Raw genomic sequence first — 18,428 nt, forward strand, 5'->3', positions numbered from 1 at the left:
TCGGCCTTCGAGCCGGCATCCTGCAGTACCGCGTCGCCCCACTCACCGGGAGAGGAGGGGAAATGCTCATCGACGCCCTTCGCCGCCGCTTCCGCCGGGACGGCGGTTTCACGCTCATCGAGGTCATCACGGCGATCTTCGTGATCAGCATCCTCGCCACCTCCGCCCTCTACTTCTACCTCAACGGCCTCAACATCTCGCACGCCCAGGAGCGCCGTCAGCTCGCCATCACTGTCGCCAACGAGGCGATGGAGACGGCTCGCGGGGCCACGCTCGGCAAGACGGTGAACGACGTCAGAGTGGGCATCCAGGCGATCTACGCCGGCCGAGACGGCGCGAAGGTGAGACAGGCATTCCTCGATAATCTCGGCGTGCCCGGAGTAGCGCAGACCTATCCGCAGTGGGATGCCTCGGCTACCTCGACCTCGTCACCGGTGTTCAAGGTCGACCCCGTCCCCGAGGTCGCGCGGTCCGGCACGACGTTCTCGGTCGCCACGCTTGTCGGACTGTGCTACCAGCCCACGAGCGGCGGAGACTGCATCAGGCTCGCGCCGCCTCCTGCCATCCCGCCCGTCGCGACGCCCGTGGGTTACACCCCACTCACCCGCATCATCGTCACTGTGACGTGGACCGCCGGCTCCGAGTGCACGGCCGGCTGCCGCTATTCGGTGAGTTCCCTCGTCGACAGCAACACAGACCTGCAGTGGAACAGCGTGCCGTGAGATGAACCAGACACCGTACCCTCGCATGAACGAGCGGGGCTTCACCCTCATCGAGATGATGATCTCCGTCAGCATCTTCGCCGTCTTCGTCGCCATCTTCATCGCATCGGTGGTCGGCTTAGCGCGTGGTACGACCGCCGCCAGGGTGACGGCCGAGTCGTCGTCGGGGGTGCTGACGGTCTTCCAGAACATCGATCGTCAGGTGCGCTGGTCAGACGCCATAAATCGGCCGGGCACTGGCGCGAGCGGCAGCACCTACGTGGAGTTCCAACTCCCCGCGAGCAGCAGTGCGGACAACACCACTCGCTGCGTGCAGTATCGCTACGACCCGGCGCAGGGCATCATCGCCAGTCGTATCTGGGTTACGGGCGTCACCCCTCTTCCGTCCTTCTCCGTGAAGCTCACGAATGTCATCCCGCAGGCAACTCCCAACTACCCGTTCACAATGATCCCCGCCGGTGCCAGCGCACGCCAGGCCCTGTACCTCGACCTCAATGCCGGAACGGTGGGAATCAGCGAGGTCCACATGACATCCACGTTCATGGCGCGCAACAGCACGGCCGACTCGATCACCAATGCCGACAACAACGCCGATGGCCAGAGCGATAGGCCCGTGTGCAGTCCGACGGTCACCCGGCCATGAAAGGGACTTCGATGACCGCGCTTCGCAACGCGCTGACACGTCGGCTGAACCATTCGGGTCACGACGGCGGATCGGCGATGATCAGCGCTCTGATCTTCATGATGCTGCTCGCCTCACTGTCGTTGATCCTCGCGTCCGTCCTGATGGCGCAGGTCGTGCCGGCGCAACTCGCGAGCAAGAGCACCCGTACGGTCTACGCGGCCGAGTCGGGCATGCAGGCCGCCCTCGGAATTCTCCGCTCGGCCACGGCCGCCCCCGACATCACGGGTGCCATCTTCGGTGATAAGGCGAAACTGCCATGCACCAAGGCGGGCACCGTCGACGGTGACCCGAACGGCGCGCGCTACAGCATCACGATGGCCTACTACTTGGAAGACCCGGCGGCGAAGCCCGACACCTGGAAGGCCAGCAATAAGCTGGCGTGCGTGCCCGGAGCGGGTGTCGCAATCCAGCCCAAATTCGCCCTCATCATCTCCCAGGGCCTCGACGCGCCCGTGGCCCACCAGTCGGCCACGTTCGGCAACCGGTCGCTGTCGGCGGTCTACGAATTCCCGTTGACCAATGTGAACGTGGCGGGCGGATACATCTACGCCTATGGCAGCGCGGTGTGCCTGCAAGCGCAAGGGAGGACGGCCGGATCGCTCATCCGGTACCAGGCTGCAGCAGCGTGCACGGATCCCGATACGCAGAACTGGGTGTACGACACCAGCTACCAGATCAAGCTCGCGAGCTCCCTCGTGGTCGGGGCCATCCCGATGTGCATCACCGGACCCGGGACAAGCGGGGCGAACGAGAAGGCGACACTCCAGATCTGCCGCGGACTCTCAGACCCCGCGCGCTGGAATCAGCTCTGGAGCTACGAGGGTGGTGAGCATTGGAAGGGCGAGAACACGCCGATCTCCGATTACAGCACCATCTGCCTCTACTCCGGACAGACTGGCGGAACCCCTGACGGCGGCCTGAGCGGGACTCCGGCCGTGCCGACCTACCTCTGGACGGGCCCGCACTGCTCGGGAACAGCGGGCTGGGGATCGTTCACCCCGTCGCCGGCAGTGGGCGCCGGCCCTGCCGGGTTCGCCACCATACAGATCGTGAACTACAAGGAGTTCGGGCGCTGCCTCGACGTGACCGACGAGAACATCAACCGTGGCTTCATGATCGCGTATCCCTGCAAGCAGGACCCCTCCAACACCGACAAACTCAAGTGGAATCACAAGTGGTACTACCAGGAGCCCCCGGTGGGTGTGGATCGACTGGCCGACCAGCAGATCACGGTGAAGGTCAACAATTCCGACGCCCAGAAGTACTGTTTCGAGACACCCTCGGCCGCGTCCGGAAGTGTTTTCCCGGTGTTCAAGACCTGCGACGGGGGCGACCTGCAGAAGTGGACTCGGGTTCAGAAGAGCATCACGTACGCCGCCAGCTACGTCTTCCAGGACTCCCTCGGCCGTTGCCTTTCGGTCAACCCCGCCGATATCTATGTCGGCGTCTCGAAGGTCGTCGTCGCGACCTGCAGCGGCGGGACCGACCAGAAGTGGAACGCTCCGTCCGACGAGACCGCAGCCAGCTTCGGCGGCTTCCGGGAGCTCGGCGGATGAACGTGCTCGCAGAATTGACCGTTCCCCTCATCATCATCGCCGGCGTGCTCGGGCTCGTCATCGGCTCGTTCCTCAACGTCGTCGTCTGGCGTGTGCCGCGGGGTGAGAGCATCGCGCATCCGCCGAGCGCGTGCCCCAAGTGCCATACGCCGATCGCCGCGCGCGACAACATCCCCGTCGTCTCGTGGCTGCTCCTGCGAGGCAAGTGCCGCACGTGCGGTGAACCGATCTCGGCGCGCTATCCGCTCGTCGAAGCGGGCACCGCGCTCGCATTCGTGCTCGTCGCGCTCGGCGCTGCCTTCAACGTGTACGCCTGGGCGGTCGTGCCGGCGTTCCTCTACCTCGCGGCCATCAGCATCGCCCTCGCCCTTATCGACCTCGACACCCACACCCTGCCGAACGCAATCGTGCTGCCGAGCTACATCGTGATGGCGGTGCTCCTCACCCTCGCTGCGCTACTCACCGGCGACTGGGGCGCTCTGCTGCAGGCGACCATCGGCGGCGTCGCGCTGTTCCTCTTCTATCTCCTGCTCGCGTTCATCTACCCGGCCGGTATGGGCCTCGGCGACGTCAAGCTCGCCGGAGTGCTGGGCCTCGCGCTCGGATGGATGGGTTGGCCGGCACTCATCGTCGGAGCGTTCGCCGCCTTCCTGCTCGGCGGCGTCTTCGCCATCGGCCTTCTCATCGCGCGTAAGGCCGGTCGCAAGTCCGGCATCCCCTTCGGCCCCTGGATGCTCGCGGGCGCCTGGGTCGGCATCTTCTTCGGTGACGCCATCGGCACCGGATACTTCGAACTCGTCGGATTGACCTAGGAGGACCCCATGGCGAAGAACCTCATCGGGCTCGATATCGGAACGGCTGGCATCCGTGCCGTCGAGGTGTCGGATGCTGCACGCGCGAAGCCCACCCTCGTGCGTTATCAGGAGATGGAGCTGCCCCCGGGCATGGTCAATCGCGGCGAGGTCGTCGAGCCCAACTCGGTGGCCAACGCCATCAAGCGACTGTGGTCGTCGGGCGGATTCTCGAGCAAGGACGTCGTTCTCGGCGTCGGTAACCATCGGGTGCTGGCTCGCGATTACAGCGTGGCGCGGATGTCGCCCCGGCGCATCCGTGAATCGCTCCCGTTCCAGGTGCAGGACATGATTCCGGTTCCGGTCTCGGAGGCGCTGCTCGACTTCTACCCGCACTCCGAGAGCGTGGGGGAGAACGGCCAGCCGATGGTGAACGGCCTGTTGATCGCCGCGGTGAAGGAGGCCGTGATGACCAACATCAAGGCTGTTCAGCTGGCCGGGCTCAACCCGGTGGGAGTCGAGCTCATCCCGTTCGCCCTCAGCCGCGTGCACCTGCGCGGCGAGGCGGCAGCCGGCACGACGGCCGTCGTCGACATCGGTGCCAACACCACCACCGTCGTGATCTCCACGAGCGGAGTGCCGCAGTTCGTGCGCATCATCCCCACAGGTAGCGACGACATGACGCAGACGCTCAAGTCGCGGCTCGACGTCGACCTCAACGCGGCCGAGCGCGCCAAGCGAACCCTCGGTCTGGCGCCGGGCGGCTATCAGGTGTCGGATGAGCACGCGGTGACCGTCATCTACGAGGTCGCCAACGAACTGCTCACGAGCCTCCGCAACACCATCATGTACTTCTCCAACACGCGTCCGAACCAGCCGTTGAAACAGCTCATCATCACCGGAGGCGGCAGCGAACTCGCCGGGTTCGGCAAGGCGCTCTCGGAGACGCTGCGGGTCCCCGTGTTCGCGGGCGATCCGTTCGGGAGCTTCACCGTCGCCCGCAGGGCCAAGGGGGAGTCGGGTGCCCGCGCATCCGTCGCCCTCGGCCTCGCCTTGGGGAGCGCGGCATGAGCGCCATCGCCGCATCGGGCCGCGATGTGCTGATCATCGGCGGTCGCCCGACCGTCGACCTGCTGCCGCCCGAGGTCAAGGCCGAGCGTCGCAGCCGAGCGATGCACCGCTGGCTGATCTTCGCGGTAGTCGCCCTCGCCATCGTCGTGGCTCTCGGAGTCGGCGCCGCGTTCGCCCGCAACATCACGGCGCAGCTGTCGTACGCCGTGGCCCAGCAGCACACTCTCGAGCTCACCAAGAGCGAGTCCAAGTACGCCGACGTATTCGCCGTGAAGAGCCTCATCGCCACCGGGCAGGAGGCGCAGCACGTGGTCGGGGCTCCCGAGGTCGATTGGCAGGGGACGCAGGCCGCGGTCGTGGCCAACGTGCCGGCTGGCACGACGGTGAAGTCCGTGGCCGTGGAGCAGGGTACGCCGATGACCGAGTACATCCAGGCACCCGTCGCCCTCCAGGCTGCTCGCATCGCCACGGTCACGCTGACGTTGAGCAACCCGGGCTTCGTGCCTGCTGCCGACTTCCTCGACGGCGTCGCCCGCGTGCCGGGCTACGTCGACGCCCAGGTCACCAACGTCGAGCAGAAGGGCGAGGGCGACGGTTACGAGACCACCCTCATCGTGCATCTGGGGGACGCGGCACTCACCAACCGTTTCGTTCCGAAGGAAGTGAAGTAGATCATGGGCTCACGTGACCGCCTCTGGGTGATCGGCGCGATTCTCATCGCCGCCGTGATCGTCGCCGGAGGGTACTTCCTCGGCATCTCGCCGCAGCTCGCCGCCGCATCCGTGGCCGATTCGGACCTCGACGGAGTGCAACTCCAGAACGCCAAACTCGAGGGCGAACTGAAATCGCTCGCCTCCGACAAGAAGCAGATCGCGCAACTGCAGGCGACCGCGGCGGGAGTCGCCGGCGCGCTGCCGGCAGTCGCCGACTACGCCACGTTCATCCGCTCCGTCGACGCGACCGCGGCAGCCGCCGGCGTGACGGTCATCGGATTCGAGTCGAAGGATCCGGTTCCGTACGCGCCGCCCGCGGTTGCCGCGGCGCCGGCTCCCGCGGCCGGTGCCGAGTCCGCCGGTTCTACGCCCGCCCCGACGGCGACACCGGCTCCTGCCGCCACTCCCGCCGCACCGGTCGCCCCGGCATCCGCGGCCCTGTACACCAGCGGATCGGTCACGTCCTCGAACCTGCTCACCCTGCCGGTCACGATCAAGGCGCAGGCCGACAACAGCGACAAGCTGTTCGCCTTCCTGCATGGCCTGCAGTTCGGCGCCCGCCAGCTGTCCGTGACGACGGTCGACCGTGCGGAGGACAACACCATCGCGATCGACGGCTTCATCTACGTGCTGCTTCCGGCGAGCGGTGCGACCACGCCGCCAGCCGCCCCCGCGAGCTGATCCGCGCCACCGCAGCGCAAGCCCCCGCACGCCTTCCGCGCGTGGGGGCTTCGCGTTGCTACAGTGAGCGAGGATTGCGGCGCCATGGTGGCGCGGGAGGAGAACACGAGCATGAGCACGACCGAGCCGAACGGCCAGCACGAGCCCACGCCCAACACCGGAGAGACGGATATTCCCCGCGAGGAATCCGTCGACCCGGCCTATACGACGGATGCCGAGCGCCCCGTCCTACGCGACGAGCCGCCGGTCGAGACGACCGCCGTCGACGAGCCCGTCTACACGGCTGAGCCGCCCCGCGTAGTCGAGACCCCCGTCGAGGAGACTCGTGTCGAGGACGCGAGCCGCGAGCCCGCCTACGTCGATGACACTCGCGAGCCCGCCTACGACTCCACTCCTGCATCCGTCGCTCGCGAGGAGCGCGCCGATGACATCTACAACGAGCGCGTAGCCCACGAGGATGTTCGCCCGGTCGACGAGCGCGTCGACGATGTGCGGGTCGAGACGGTCGACGAGACCGACTACGTCGCCCCCCGCGAGGACCCGATCGCCGTCTCCGAGCGACCCGTCACCACCCCGAACGACGCCTACCCCGCGCCCATCTACGTCCAGGCGCCCACGCCCCCGATCAACAAGGGCAACCGCGGCTTCGGCATCCTCGTGGGCGTCATCGCCACGGTCGTCTTCGCCATCGTGTACGCGCTCGTCGCGCTCGTGGTCGCCGCCATCCTGAACCCGGCAGACGCGATGCACGCGTTCCTCACCTTCCTGCCGCAGTACGTCTACTGGGTGCCGGTCGTCGGATTCTTCGTGGCGTTCGCCATCGTCGCCGCCATCATCAACCGCGCCGGCTGGTGGTCGTGGGTGCTCGGCGGTTTCTTCGTCGGCGTCTTCGTCTACTTCACCTACATCGGCGCGTCGCTGCTGAGCGCCCAGGCGTGGACGATGACGCCCGAAGAGGCGGTGCGCTTCCTCGGAACCCAGTGGACGTTCCCGCTCGCCCTCGGTGCAGCGATAACGGCACGCGAGGTCCCCATCTGGTTCGGTGCCTGGATCTCCTCGCGCGGTCGCAAGGTGAGCGAGCGCAACGTCGCCGCTCGCCGCGACTACGACCGCCAGCTTGCCGAGGGTCCGGTCATCACTCGCCCGTAGCCGCACCACGCGACGGATGCCCCGACACACCGAGAAATTCTCGTGCGGTCGGGGCATCCGCGTCCCTAGACTCACGACATGACGACACCCGAGTACGCGCCGGCAGCCGGCGACACCTCCCTTTCGGCGCCGCTCTACGGCGCGAGCTTCGGTCAGGCGTTCAAGCGCTTCTGGCAGAAGTACGCCACCTTCACGGGCCGTGCCAGCCGTAGCGAGTACTGGTGGTGGTACCTGGCCAGCGCGATCATCGGCCTGGTGCTCTACATCCTCTACATCGTGTTGGCCGTCCCGGGTTCATCGACCGACCCGTCGACCGGGGCCGTGAGCCTGGGTCCGGGCGCCATCTTCCCGGGTTTGCTCCTCATCCTGTGGGGACTGGCCACGATCATCCCGCAGCTCGCCCTCACGGTGCGTCGCCTGCACGACGCCAACTACGCGGGGTGGTTCATCTTCCTGGGGCTCATCCCGATCGTCGGCGGCATCATCCTGCTGGTCTTCACCATCCTGCCGTCCAACCCGGCCGGCTCGCGCTTCGACCGCTGACACCACCCCCGCTCGACCTCAGGCGGTCATTTCTCGCGCGTAGTCTCGAGAGGTGACCGCCTTTCAGCGCTACGCCGTCGTCGTCGCGGCGTTCGCCACCGCGCTCTACCTTGCGCTCATCGTCGCCGCGTTCGGATTCATCAGCCTGCTCGCCGACGTGGAGGTCGTCTCCGAACCGGATGCCGGAGCCTTCGTCGGCCCCACCATGGCGGCGGCATCCCTGCTCCTCGTGGCGGTCGTGCTCGTGGTCTCGGGCGTGCGCGTGCCTCCCGCCCGGCAGCGCATCTCCATCGGCACGGCGCTCCTCACGGGACTCGGCGCCTACGCCGTCTACTTGCTGGTCGGAGGGGTCCTGCTTGCCGCCTCGAGCGGGGAGGCCGTGACCGGGGTGCTGTTCCTCGGTGCGAATCTCGGAAGCCCGTTCCCCGTAGCCGTGGGAATCCTCGCCGTCCTGATCGTCGTCGCCTACCTCGCCGTGCTGGTCGCGCGGGGACATGGGGCGTCCCGTCCGCACTGGCCGTGGGAGCACGACGACGAGTGACGGCACCCGAACGCGGGAACCCGGCTGCTGCGGGCGATGCCTACACTGGGGCGGGGGATGGTGAGACCTCCCCATCGACAACGTGGCTGCGCCGCGCTTGACTGACTGGTCGATGACGGATTGCCGGCTGACGCGCCGGCGCAGCGAGGAGCAGCAGTGAGTTCGACCCGCGAGCCCGACGACGAGAGCGTGCCGGGCCTGCTCCCCGACGGGCGTGCCGATCCCGCCTACGCGGCCGCGCTCGGTCTTCGGCCGGCTAGCGCGCTGCGTCGCTCGCTCGCCTTCACCCTCGACGCGGCCATCTGGGTCGTGTTGTCGGTGCCTCTCGTCATCGCCGCGATCACAGCCCTCCCGGTCGCGGTGGCGGTGGCGAATGGACGCGCGGCATCCGTCGGGTCGCTCGGCGGGGTCGCACTCCTCGCCATCATCGGCGCGGCGGCGACCACGCTGTTCGGCCTCGTGCAGCTGATTCTTCACGGCCGGCTCGGCATCACCGTCGGGAAGGCGGTGGCGGGGCTGCGCTCCGTGAACGTGGCACGGTTCACCGTTCCCGGCTTCTGGCGCGTCGTGCTGCGCGTGCTCGTGCTCTACGCGGCGCAGGTCGTGCTGCCGATCATCGGGCCCGCCGTGCTGTTCGCCTCGGGTCTCTGGGATGCCGAACACCGCGGACGCAGCTGGCTCGACCGCATCGGACGCACCTGGGTCGTGCAGGCGCGCGGCGCGCTCGACCCGCTCGACACCCGGGCGATGCGTCAGGCCCGGCGAGCGCTCGATGCGCCGACCTACGCCGTGGCGGCTCCGCTGCCCTCGCTCGCGACGGGGATGGTGGTCGGCGCGTTCACACCGGGTCCGCGCCTCTCCGGGGGCGTGATCGGCGCGCCGACATCCGACGGCAACTGGCAGGCACCGGAGTTCCCGACGCGCTCGGCGGAGACGCCACGAGCGCCAGCCGCGGCGCCGAGTGACCTCCCGCCCCGAGCTGCCACCTCGACACGGGCGGCCACCCTCGTCTTCGACGACGGAACACGGGTGCCGGTCACGGGCTCCGGCGTGATCGGTCGCAACCCGGAGCCCTCTGCGGGCGAGAGCATCCGCCACGTCATCCCCGTCGTGGACCCGTCGATGCGCATCTCCAAGACCCACGCGAGCTTCGGCATCGACGCCGAGGGCTTCTGGGTGCTCGACCGGGGCTCGACCAACGGCACCGTGGTGGAGACCGCGGGTCGCCCTACGGAGATCGCGGCGGGAGAACGCACCCGCGTGCCCTGGGGCGGAACGGTCACGATCGGGGGTCGCTCGTTCAGCGTCGCCCTCGCGGAAGGTGATGCATGAAGGTCAAACTCGCTCTCAAGCGGCAGTCCGGTGCGGCCGTCGACATCGTCGTCACCGCCGACTCGACGGCCACCGTCGAAGATGTCGCACGCGCGATCGCCCGCAACGATCCCGGTACGTCACCGTTGGCGAGAGGGGGCGAGCACCGGCTCACTCTCTCGGTCTCACCGCCCACGGGCGACGCGTCGGTGGCCCTCGACCCCGACCTGGTCTTCAGCGAGTCCGCCATCGGCTCCGGATTCAGCACCTCCGTCATCGCCCACACCGGTCGGTCGGGCTCGCACGCCGCCTCGAGGCCCGCTGCCGCCGTCCTGCAGGTCCACACCGGGCCGGCCGCGGGACGCTCGATCGAACTCCCGGCCGGCAACACGATCGTCGGTCGCGGAGCGGATGCCGACGTCGTCCTCGACGACGCTCTCATGTCCAAGCGCCACGCGCGCATCGAGGTGGGCTCGACCATCGAGATCGTCGACCTCAACTCCGCCAACGGGATCGTCGTCGACGGATCGCTCGTGCAGCGACTCAAGGTCATCCCGGGCCAGGTGCTGCTGCTCGGAGACACCGAGGTGTCCATCCTCCCGGTGGCGGGCGGCGCCGCTGTCGTCGATCCCGTGCTCGAGCGCGGCGGCGGTCTGTTGTTCAACCGCTCGCCCCGGGTCGAGGTGCGCTACAACGGCACGGAGTACCCGCATCCCGCCATCCCCACCGAGTCGACCCCGCGGTTGTTCCCGTGGCCGATGGTGGTCACGCCGGTGCTGCTCGGCATGGTCATGTTCGGCATCACGCAGCGGCCGGCGTCGCTGCTGGTCGTGTTCGCCTCCCCGCTCATGATGCTCGGCAACGTCATCGGCCAGCGCACCCAGAGCGGCAAGAAGCTGCAGCGCGAGGTCGAGACCTTCGAGACGCAGATCGAGCGGCTGGAGGATGAGTTGACCGAGCAGCGGGTCGTCGAGCACCGTCGGCGACACGAGGAGGCGCCCGCCGTCGCCACCGTCTACGAGCAGGCGATGCGTCTGGGTCCGTTGCTCTGGACCCGCAGGCCCGAGCACTGGAACTTCCTCTCCGTGCGGCTGGGAACCGGTCGATCGCGCAGTCGAAACAGCATCCGCGTCAGTGAGAACAACGCCGGCATCCCGCTGTACACCCGTCAGGTCGAGAAGCTCACCGAGGCGTTCACCTACGTCGACGACGTGCCCATCACCGAGCACCTGCAGCTCTCCGGCGCACTCGGCATCGCCGCGCCCACGCCCTTGGCCGCGGACATCGTGCGCGGAATCGGCGTGCAGTTGTTCGGCACGCATGCGCCCAACGAGATCATCACCGCAGCGATCGTCGACCCGTCCTGGACCCGCGAGCTCGAGTGGCTCAAATGGCTGCCGCACACCAGCAGCCCCAAGTCGCCCGTCGCCGACTTCGCCCTCGCCGACAACCAGCCGGCGGGCACGCAGCTGCTCAACGCGCTCGAGGAGATCATCCTGGGCCGCCTGGGCGGAGCGCCATCGAAGCGCGGGCCCCTGCGCGACGTCGACACCTCGATGGCGCTCGGCAGTCAGGTGGGCGAGGCGTCGGACTCAGGCGAGTCGGCGGAGGGGGACATGGCCCTCGTGCTGTTCGTCTCGGCCGACGCACCGGTCGACCGGCCGCGCCTGACGCAGCTCATCGAGCGGGGAGCCGACGCGGGCATCTACACCGTCTTCCTCAGCAGGACGGTCGAGGGTCTCCCCGCCGCCTGCCGCACCTTCATCGATGCCACGCGAGGGGCGGATGACGCCCGCATCGGCTACGTCCGCGCGGGGGAGACCTACGAGTCCATCGCCCTCGAGGGCGTCTCAGCCGCGTACGCCGACATGTTCGCCCGCCGACTCGCGCCGGTGATCGACGCGTCGACGGTCAACCAGGACTCCTCCGACCTGCCCAGCTCCGTGTCGATGCTGGGCATCATCGGGCACGACCTGGCCGAGCAGCCGTCATCCGTCGTCGAGCGCTGGCGGCAGAACAACTCGGTGCTCGACCGCTCGGGGGCGGCGCTGCCTCGGCTCAAGCGCGCTGGAACGCTGCGCGCCTTCATCGGGCAGGGGGCGACGGATGCCATGTCGCTCGACCTGCGCACGCATGGACCGCACGCGCTCGTCGGCGGAACGACGGGCGCGGGCAAGAGCGAGTTCCTGCAGGCGTGGGTGCTCGGCATGGCGGCTGAGTACAGCCCCGACCGGGTGACCTTCCTGTTCGTCGACTACAAGGGCGGGTCCGCGTTCGCCGACTGCGTCGACCTGCCCCACACGGTGGGCCTCGTGACGGACCTGAGCCCGCACCTCGTGCGCCGAGCCCTCACGAGCCTCCGCGCAGAGCTGCACCACCGCGAGCACCTGTTCAACCGCAAGAAGGCGAAGGACCTGCTCGAGCTCGAGAAGCGCCGCGACCCCGAGACTCCTCCCGCCCTGGTGCTGGTCATCGACGAGTTCGCCGCGCTCGCGGGAGACGTGCCGGAATTCGTCGACGGCGTCGTCGACATCGCCCAACGGGGCCGCTCGCTCGGAATCCACCTCATCATGGCCACGCAGCGCCCGGCTGGCGTGATCAAGGACAACCTGCGCGCCAACACCAACCTGCGCGTGGCGCTCCGGATGGCCGACGAGTCCGACTCGCGCGACGTCGTCGGCGACTCGGTCGCCGCGACGTTCGATCCGTCGCTCCCCGGGCGCGGTATCGCCAAGACCGGGCCCGGCAGACTCGTGCCGTTCCAGTCGGCCTACGCCGGCGGCTGGTCGACGGCAGCCGTCGCAGCCGCCGACGTGAAGGTGAGCGAGTTGCGCTTCGGCCCGTCGGTGCTGTGGGAGGCGGACGCGGAGCCCGAGTCCGACTCGCATGCGGAAGACCTCGGCCCCAACGACCAGAAGCGGATGGTGCGCTCGTTCGTCGCGGCGGCCGACGCGGCGCGCATCCCCGCACCCCGCCGTCCGTGGCTCGATGACCTGCCCCCCACCGTCGACATCCTCGACCTTCCCGTCGAGGGCGACGGACGCATCACCCTCGGCCTGGCTGACATCCCCTCGCGCCAGCGCCAGGAGGCGATGACCTTCCAACCTGATCGCGACGGCTCGATGCTCGTCTATGGAACCAGCGGATCGGGCAAGTCGACCATCCTCCGCACGATCGCCGTCGCAGCGGGCCTCCGCCCCGACCTCGGCTCCGTCGAGGTCTACGGCCTCGACTTCGGGTCGGGCGCGCTGCGTTCCATCGAGTCCCTTCCGCATGTCGGATCAGTGATCGGAGGCGATGACGGCGAGCGCGTGCAGCGCTTGCTGCGTCAGCTGGGCGCAATGCTCGACGAGCGGGGCAAGAGGTTCAGCGACGCGAACGCCGCGAGCCTCGCCGAGTACCGCGAGATCACCGGACGACAAGAACCGCGCATCCTCGTGCTGCTCGACGGATTCGGCCAGTTCAAGGCCGACTGGGACTCGACCACCGCTCGGCTGCCGTTCTACAACGTGCTCATGCGGGTGCTGTCCGAGGGGCGGCCGCTCGGCATCCACATGGTCGCCACGGCCGATCGTTCGGGCGCCGTTCCCACCGCCGTGAGCGCGAACGTCACCAAGCGTGTGGTGCTGAGGCTCTCCGACGAGTCCGCGTACCAGATCCTCGGCGTGGCCAAGGACGTGCTCTCCGACCAGTCCGTTCCCGGTCGGGCGATCGTCGAGGGCCTCGAGACTCAGCTCGCCGCACCGGGGGGAAGCTCCAACGTGGCCGAGCAGTCCAAGGCGATCGACGCCATCGCCGAGCGGCTGCGGTCGGAGGGCGCCCCCGACGTGCCCGACATCGGCGCCCTGCCGACCGAGTACGCCCAGGTCGAACTCCCGTCGGCAGTTCAGGAGGAACCGGCGCTCGGCATCGCCGATGACACGCTCGGCCCGATCGGCTTCGAGCCCGTCGGCACGTTCGCCGTCACCGGCCCCCCGCAGAGCGGCAAGACCACGGCCATGCGGGCGATCATCGCCGCGATGCAGCGCTTCGACCCGGATGCCCGGCTCATGCACATCGCCGGGCGTCGCGCGCAGCTCGGCGACGCTGCACCGTGGATGCGCTCGGCCACCACGATCGACGACGTCAAGGTCCTCGCCAAGGAGCTCGTCGAGGTCGTCGGCGACGACAGCATCCCGGGTCGCATCATCATCGTCGTGGAGGGCGTGAACCAGTTCGCCGACACCGAGGCGGAGCGCGCCATGAAGGAGCTGTTCCAGGCGGTCAACCGGAGCGACCACTTCCTCGTCGGGGACGCGGATGTCGCAGCGCTCTCGGGCGGATTCGGCTTCATCGGCGACTTCAAGGCCGGCCGTCGCGGTGTCGCCCTGCGCCCCGATGCGTTCGATGGCGACTCCGTGTTCAAGACCGCGTTCCCCAAGGTCAAGCGCTCCGACTTCCCGGTCGGGCGCGGCATCTTCGTACAGAACGGTCGCATCACGACGGTTCAGCTGCCCTTGGTCGGCGCGGAGTCGTGATGGGCACCGCTCCCCATATGGCAGTCCGTCGCTTTCGTTTAGCGTGATCACTACAGGGCGCCGCCGCGCCCCTCACCGCCCGAAAGGGGACTCTCGTGGCTGACGGCGTCGACATCCCGCTCGCATCGATGGAAGAGCTCAACGAGGCGCTCAAGAAGATCGTGGTCGAGTTCGAAGACGCAGCCGCCAGCGGCGACACGCTCGTGTCTGCCATCGGGCGACCGTGCGGCCATTCGGGCCTGCGCGATGCGGCCGACGAGTTCGAGGGTGCCTGGGATGACAAGCGCGAGACGCTCAAGGGTCACCTCGTCAAGCTTCAGGAGAAGGTCGAGGGCGTGAAGAAGGCCTGGCAGGACCTCGACGTGGAGCTCGCCAAGGCCCACGAGAACGCTTCGAAGTAGACGTCGGATCAGGAGACGAGCAGACGTGTCGTACGGATGGCAGTACCAGAACATGCCCGACTCGCCGAAGGGTCACGAGATCCAGAAGGTGGAGGGCAACCCCGACGCGATCACCACGCGCGGCCACGCCATCGCCGGCCTGGGACTCATGATGCAGCAGTCTGCCAAGACGCTCGAGCTTCTGGCCGGTGGGCAGGTCGGCAAGGGCGACTCGCTCGACTCGGTGAAGGATCAGGCGAAGGACGTGCACGGCGACCTCCAGAAGGCCGGCGAGCGCTACCTGCCGAGCGGAGACATCCTGGTGAAGTACGGACACGCGCTCTCCGAAACCCAGGCAACGCTGGACTCCGTCGTCGCCGAGTGCGAGGAGCGCTGGCTCGCTGTGAAGGCGAAGGCAGGCGCCGCCGATTCCGCTGACACCGGCACCCCGCCGGCACCCGGTGCAGACGACCCCGTGAAGGCTGCCGAGGCAGAGATCACCACCGCCTACAACCACTGGAAGGACGAGGCCGAGAAATACGACGGCCCGTACGAGACGTGGTGGGACGCCTATGACGCGGCCGTGAACGGGCTCCAGGACGTCAACGACGACGGGGTCAGCGACGGATTCTGGGACAACGCGCTGCCGTTCATTGAGGGGATGGTCACCTTTCTCGAGTGGGCGGGCATGGTGCTGCTCGTGGCGGCTCTTATCATCGGCGGCCCGTTCATCGCCGTCCTCGCGGTGATCGTCGCCGTTTTCACGCTTATCGGAACGATCGTGCTGTACGCCAAGGGGCGCGCGGACGGCAGGGACCTCGCTTTCGCCATCATCGGCGTCATCCCGTTCGGTAAGTTCGCAAAACTCGGGAAGCTCGGAACGCTGGCCTCAGATGGAGCGCGGTTCCAGAGGCTCTCGGGCTTCAAGAACCTCGTCATCGGGGATGACCTCGCGAAGATCTCCACGCACCTCAGCGAGATCGATCGCATCGCCGGCGCGAACTGGGCCAGGGCGCTCCAGGAGGGCGGCACGCCGTACGCCCAGATCACAGCAGGCTCGCGACTGTTCGCGCGCATCGGCGCGATCCCCGAGAGCCTTGCCGGCTTCCGCCTCACCCTCACCAAGGACGCCTTCATCGGCCGGTTCATGGGCGAGCCAGAGGGTCCATGGATGGGTTTGACGAATGTCGACTTCGGACTGCGCTTCACGCGCGGCGTATTCGATACGGTGTTCGCCCCCGCGGACTTCGCCAACACCAGGATCGAGGAGCAGCAGAACGCCTCGACCGTGGAATCATGGAAGCCGTGAGTCCGAGCCTGCGTGAAGACCTGGGCGGCACCGTCCAGCCTGTTCCGCCGTTCGTGCTCCTGCTCCCACCCGGATGGGTCTCGCTCGAGCCGACGCGCGACGTGTTCGACGATCTGGCCGCTCGGGCATCCGCCGTCTTCCGCTCCCAGCACCGGCCAGACCTGGACGCCCAGTTCCGATCGATGGTGGCCTCGGCGGCGGACGAGTTCCTCTCCCGCGACCCGGTGCGCATCATCATGCAACGCGACGTTCCGGCCGAGCTCATGCTGCCGGTCACGATCATGGCCGCCCGGCTGTCGTCGCCGGACGGCGCGTCGCTCGACGCCCGCGTCAGCGACCTGGTGCGGAGTCAGGGTGCGCATCCGCTCGACGATCGCGGCGTCATCATGAAGTGGTCGTCCACGTCGGATCGGGAGACCGAGGCGGGGCGCGTCGGTCTCCGCGGCTTCAACTACCTCGTACCCGTTCCCGAGACCGCTCGGCGACAGGCGGTGCTGTTCACGGCATCGGTGCCCGCTCGTGCGGATGGCGAAACCCTCGGCGAGGACTATCTCGAGCGGCTCGAGCTCGTCATCGATGCGGTCATGTCGACCTTCCGCTGGAGCGCGTGATGCGGTTCGCGATCAGCTACCAGCCCGCGCTGTGGGCGGTCATGCCGGACCTCGGCGACGAGGAGGTCGACGAGCGGTGGGTTGCCGAGCAGGCGGATGCCTACGCCGTCGGGCCGATGTCGGCGACCGTGGAACGCTCGGTGCTGCGGGCCGTCGGCGACGCGGCGGCGCGGGAGGCACTGTCCTACCGCCGCGCGGAGGTCGAGACGTCGCTGTTCTTCCGTCCGGTCACCGACCCGATGTTCGGCGTCATGCACTTCCTCGTGCAGCAGGAACCGGAGGGCATCGATGACGTGGAGCCGGCGGACTGGCTGGCGCCGGGGATGGAGCTGCTGATCGACCCCGTCGTGGCCGAGTTCGAGACCGACCACATCCCGCACGGTTATCGAATGGCTTATGCGACGACGCAGTCCTTCGATGACGGTGTTCAGAAGACGGGCGTGAGTTGGGGGTTCCGGCTCGACGGCAAGCTCGGTCTGGTGTTCTCGGAGCTCGCGCGAGCGGACGTCGCCGGCCTCATGCTGGCCGGGTGCGATCCCATCGTCGGGTCGCTCCGGCTGGTGCCATGACGCCGACCGACCTCCGATCTCGATCGTGACCGCGGCTGCCTGGGCCGAACGGGTCACGGCCACCGCCTTCGCGAACCGGGTCGACGATCTCGACCGAAGCGCGCTGGCCGTGGCACCGGCCTACCTCGACACCGTCGACCGGCTCGACCGCGACCTCTACGACGCGGCCAAGACGTACCGAGACGAGCGGCGCACCTCGTCGATCGCGGCGGATCCGAGACTGACGGATGCGCTGCGACCCCGCGCATGGCGAACCGTTCTACGCGTCGCCTCGATGCTCACGGCAGCGGCCACGCTCGCGCTCTACTTCAGTCGGGCGGACGTGCTGCCGGGCTCGACGATCGCGACGGCGGGCGTTCTGATGGCGACCACCGCCGCGCTCCTGCTCGTCACGGCACTCCCGCTCACCCGCCGCCGGCCACCGACGCTCGCCTCGGTCGTCTTCAGCGGGCTCGGCGCGCTCGCCGGAGTCGCAGCCGCGATCGTGCTCGCCCGATCGGGCCTGTCGGAATCGGGATGGTTCTGGGTGGTGGCGGTCTCCGCGGCGACGTGCGTCGTCATCGCGGTGATGCAGGGCATCATCCGCGGCACGATCGGATCGGCAGGACGCACGGAGCTCGACGGCGCCCTCGAGGCCGAGTCGACCGATCACGCCGCCGTTCTCACCGGCCTGCTGCACGAGCGCGTCTCGGTCCTCGAAGAGACGTACCGCTCCCTTCCCGCTGCGTTGCGCTCCCGTGTCGAGGGCGACCTGGCCGACGCCGGCCAGGTGCTCGCGCGACGTCGGCTGCTCTCCTCGGCGGCCGTGGTGTCGCAGCACACTCCCGGCATGCTGATCCTCGACGCCGGGGCCAGGACGGCATCCGTCGTCTTGGGCCTCCGGGACTTCCCGTCGGTGGTGCCCGAGCTCGCGCGCGGCGGGCGTGGGTAGTCCTCCCCATTGGGTTGCCCGCTCATCTTCGTTAGCGTTGCCGAAGGCGGCCTGGATGGGCCGACATCATGAAACGGAAGGTTCAGGATTATGGCTGATTTCGGTGCGTCTTACGCCGAGATGGAGGCGATGTCGAACAAGCTGAGCGCTGCTCGCGATGACATCCAGGGGCAGCTCGACCAGCTCAAGAGCGCGGTTGATGATCTGCTGGGCAATGACTTCAAGACGCAGCACGCGTCGGGTAAGTTCGGTCAGGGGTACGAGGAGCTGACGACGGGTCTGAAGAGCGCGACGGATGGCATCGGTGACATGGGCGATTCGCTCAAGGGCATGATGCAGGCCATCCAG

18 protein-coding genes are annotated in these 18,428 nt (G+C 68.2%); all 18 read left to right on the forward strand.

What is annotated here, in order from left to right; genetic code table 11:
* The first annotated feature begins 62 nt into the window (after positions 1 to 62).
* Positions 63 to 722: a type IV pilus modification PilV family protein gene (locus E6C70_RS15455; RefSeq protein ID WP_136425393.1), complete on the forward strand. Its 660-nt coding sequence runs from the start codon at positions 63 to 65 to the stop codon at positions 720 to 722.
* Positions 723 to 747: 25 nt separating this feature from the next.
* Complete coding sequence (locus E6C70_RS15460; RefSeq protein ID WP_168770983.1) at positions 748 to 1,365, forward strand: prepilin-type N-terminal cleavage/methylation domain-containing protein; 618 nt, start codon at positions 748 to 750, stop codon at positions 1,363 to 1,365.
* Between the two features lie 11 nt (positions 1,366 to 1,376).
* Positions 1,377 to 2,963 (forward strand): ricin-type beta-trefoil lectin domain protein, encoded by a 1,587-nt coding sequence (locus tag E6C70_RS15465; protein WP_168770984.1) that lies wholly within the window; start codon positions 1,377 to 1,379, stop codon positions 2,961 to 2,963.
* A complete protein-coding gene (locus E6C70_RS15470) occupies positions 2,960 to 3,775 on the forward strand; it encodes a prepilin peptidase (protein ID WP_136425396.1) in 816 nt (271 codons plus the stop codon). The genes E6C70_RS15465 and E6C70_RS15470 overlap by 4 nt, the downstream gene beginning before the upstream one ends.
* A 9-nt stretch (positions 3,776 to 3,784) precedes the next feature.
* On the forward strand, positions 3,785 to 4,825 hold the full coding sequence (pilM, locus tag E6C70_RS15475) for a type IV pilus assembly protein PilM (protein WP_136425397.1): 1,041 nt from the start codon (positions 3,785 to 3,787) through the stop codon (positions 4,823 to 4,825).
* A complete protein-coding gene (locus tag E6C70_RS15480; protein WP_136425398.1) occupies positions 4,822 to 5,496 on the forward strand; it encodes a hypothetical protein in 675 nt (224 codons plus the stop codon). The genes pilM and E6C70_RS15480 overlap by 4 nt, the downstream gene beginning before the upstream one ends.
* Before the next feature lie 3 nt (positions 5,497 to 5,499).
* On the forward strand, positions 5,500 to 6,219 hold the full coding sequence (locus E6C70_RS15485) for a hypothetical protein (protein WP_136425399.1): 720 nt from the start codon (positions 5,500 to 5,502) through the stop codon (positions 6,217 to 6,219).
* A gap of 111 nt (positions 6,220 to 6,330) precedes the next feature.
* Positions 6,331 to 7,368, forward strand: a complete 1,038-nt coding sequence (locus tag E6C70_RS15490) for an MFS transporter (protein WP_136425400.1) — start codon at positions 6,331 to 6,333, stop codon at positions 7,366 to 7,368.
* A gap of 78 nt (positions 7,369 to 7,446) precedes the next feature.
* On the forward strand, positions 7,447 to 7,911 hold the full coding sequence (locus E6C70_RS15495) for a DUF805 domain-containing protein (protein WP_136425401.1): 465 nt from the start codon (positions 7,447 to 7,449) through the stop codon (positions 7,909 to 7,911).
* 52 nt (positions 7,912 to 7,963) lie between these two features.
* Positions 7,964 to 8,452, forward strand: a complete 489-nt coding sequence (locus tag E6C70_RS15500; RefSeq protein WP_136425402.1) for a DUF6121 family protein — start codon at positions 7,964 to 7,966, stop codon at positions 8,450 to 8,452.
* Between the two features lie 156 nt (positions 8,453 to 8,608).
* Positions 8,609 to 9,784, forward strand: coding sequence for an RDD family protein (locus E6C70_RS15505; RefSeq protein WP_136425403.1), 1,176 nt, complete (start codon positions 8,609 to 8,611; stop codon positions 9,782 to 9,784).
* On the forward strand, positions 9,781 to 14,280 hold the full coding sequence (locus E6C70_RS15510) for a type VII secretion EssC family protein (RefSeq protein WP_136425404.1): 4,500 nt from the start codon (positions 9,781 to 9,783) through the stop codon (positions 14,278 to 14,280). The genes E6C70_RS15505 and E6C70_RS15510 overlap by 4 nt, the downstream gene beginning before the upstream one ends.
* 95 nt (positions 14,281 to 14,375) lie before the next feature.
* Entirely contained in the window at positions 14,376 to 14,681 is a 306-nt protein-coding gene (locus E6C70_RS15515) for a flagellar protein FlgN (RefSeq protein WP_136425405.1), read from the forward strand.
* Positions 14,682 to 14,706: 25 nt separating this feature from the next.
* Positions 14,707 to 15,969 carry a hypothetical protein gene (locus tag E6C70_RS15520; protein ID WP_136425406.1) on the forward strand — a complete coding sequence of 421 codons (1,263 nt, stop codon included), beginning with the start codon at positions 14,707 to 14,709 and terminating at the stop codon, positions 15,967 to 15,969.
* Positions 15,957 to 16,580 carry a hypothetical protein gene (locus E6C70_RS15525; protein ID WP_136425407.1) on the forward strand — a complete coding sequence of 208 codons (624 nt, stop codon included), beginning with the start codon at positions 15,957 to 15,959 and terminating at the stop codon, positions 16,578 to 16,580. The genes E6C70_RS15520 and E6C70_RS15525 overlap by 13 nt, the downstream gene beginning before the upstream one ends.
* Positions 16,577 to 17,149 (forward strand): hypothetical protein, encoded by a 573-nt coding sequence (locus tag E6C70_RS15530; protein WP_136425408.1) that lies wholly within the window; start codon positions 16,577 to 16,579, stop codon positions 17,147 to 17,149. Before E6C70_RS15525 ends, E6C70_RS15530 begins: the two co-directional genes overlap by 4 nt.
* A gap of 25 nt (positions 17,150 to 17,174) precedes the next feature.
* Positions 17,175 to 18,080 carry a hypothetical protein gene (locus tag E6C70_RS15535; RefSeq protein WP_136425409.1) on the forward strand — a complete coding sequence of 302 codons (906 nt, stop codon included), beginning with the start codon at positions 17,175 to 17,177 and terminating at the stop codon, positions 18,078 to 18,080.
* Positions 18,081 to 18,170: 90 nt separating this feature from the next.
* The coding region (locus E6C70_RS15540; RefSeq protein ID WP_136425410.1) for a WXG100 family type VII secretion target at positions 18,171 to 18,428 on the forward strand (258 nt) is incomplete at its 3' end.

The organism is Orlajensenia flava, from assembly GCF_004801905.1.
Lineage (GTDB): Bacteria > Actinomycetota > Actinomycetes > Actinomycetales > Microbacteriaceae > Orlajensenia > Orlajensenia flava.